This is a genomic window from Staphylococcus sp. HMSC62A08 (assembly GCF_001839105.1).
GTDB classification, from domain to species: domain Bacteria; phylum Bacillota; class Bacilli; order Staphylococcales; family Staphylococcaceae; genus Staphylococcus; species Staphylococcus caprae.
Map to the genome: position 1 here is coordinate 1 of NZ_KV840049.1, position 1182 is coordinate 1182.

At 27.3% G+C, this 1182-nt stretch carries 3 protein-coding genes; 1 reads left to right on the forward strand and 2 read right to left on the reverse strand.

Translation table 11 applies throughout. The features are described from left to right. Window positions 1–35: 35 nt before the first annotated feature. Together HMPREF3264_RS10705 and HMPREF3264_RS10710 are read right to left on the reverse strand one after the other, a co-directional pair. Window positions 36–356: an ArsR/SmtB family transcription factor gene (locus HMPREF3264_RS10705; RefSeq protein WP_070873304.1), complete on the reverse strand. Its 321-nt coding sequence runs from the start codon at window positions 354–356 to the stop codon at window positions 36–38. Between the two features lie 29 nt (window positions 357–385). Then, window positions 386–580, reverse strand: a complete 195-nt coding sequence (locus tag HMPREF3264_RS10710; protein ID WP_070873305.1) for a hypothetical protein — start codon at window positions 578–580, stop codon at window positions 386–388. Window positions 581–779: 199 nt separating this feature from the next. Here HMPREF3264_RS10710 and HMPREF3264_RS10715 point away from each other — a divergent pair. Then, window positions 780–1182: recombinase family protein (locus HMPREF3264_RS10715; protein ID WP_070873306.1), on the forward strand; the 403-nt coding region annotated here is incomplete at its 3' end.

Below are 1182 nucleotides of genomic sequence, written 5' to 3' on the forward strand. Positions count from 1 at the left end.
AAAAAAATTGATTAATATTATGATAAAAAAGATACTTAAAGTATCTTACAGCAAGTATCTTCATTTAAAACTATCTGTATTTGTTGCTCATTAATTTGATAATAATTCCAAGTACCATGCTTTTCAGCACTTAATATATTTGCATCTACCAATCTTTTTAAATGGTACGAAAGTTTAGATTGTTTCAATCCTAACATTTCTTCCAAATCGCACACGCACAAAGACTTTGTATCACTTTGACGTATTGATTGTAAAATTTTAAGTCTAATCTTATCTGCAAGTGCATCAAATATCTTTTCATAAAAATCTAATTGTTCTTCTTTATGTACATCTGGATTGGTCTTGATTATTTCCATTTAATCACTTCCATTCTTATATTAGATAATTATTTAAGTCTTTCAACTGCTTGTTTAAAGTTATGTGCAGTTATTTCACCATATGTTTCAATCTTGTTGTTAAAGAAAGAGTATTTCATATATGATACAGCTTCTTTTAAAGAAACTTCTCTTGATATCATAATTAGGTTTAAATAACTAACAAAATAATCAATAGATAATGTACTCGCATGATTTATTCTCATAAAATTGAACTCCTTTATAAAATACTAAAAATAATAAATCAACTTTTTTTGATGTATTAACCATAAATTATTAATTAAATTTTTGCAAGCTACTGATTTATGTTATTTAGGGTACACCCTAATCACACAAAATAAGTTATTGAATTTATAGTAACTTGAACGTATGATTAGGGTGTATATTAATTTGGAGTGAAAATGAATGATTATAGGTTATGCAAGAGTATCTTCGATAGATCAAAATTTAGAGAGACAGATAGATAATTTGAAAACATTTGGCGTAGAGAAAATATTTACAGAGAAACAGTCGGGAAAGTCAGTAGAAAATAGACCCGTATTTCAAGAAGCACTTAACTTTGTGAGAATGGGCGATAGATTTGTAGTAGAATCGATTGATCGCTTAGGTCGTAATTATGATGAAGTGATTAACACAGTTAATTATTTAAAGGATAAAGAAGTTCAATTGATGATTACTAGTTTACCTATGATGAATGAAGTCATTGGCAATCCTTTATTAGATAAGTTTATGAAAGATTTAATCATACAAATATTAGCAATGGTTTCAGAACAAGAACGAAATGAAAATAAACGTCGACAAGCGCAAG

Bases quoted from the DNA above. Each gene is read 5' to 3' on its own strand.
- HMPREF3264_RS10705 (WP_070873304.1), bottom strand. From the start codon at position 356: ATGGAAATAATCAAGACCAATCCAGATGTACATAAAGAAGAACAATTA.
- HMPREF3264_RS10710 (WP_070873305.1), bottom strand. From the start codon at position 580: ATGAGAATAAATCATGCGAGTACATTATCTATTGATTATTTTGTTAGT.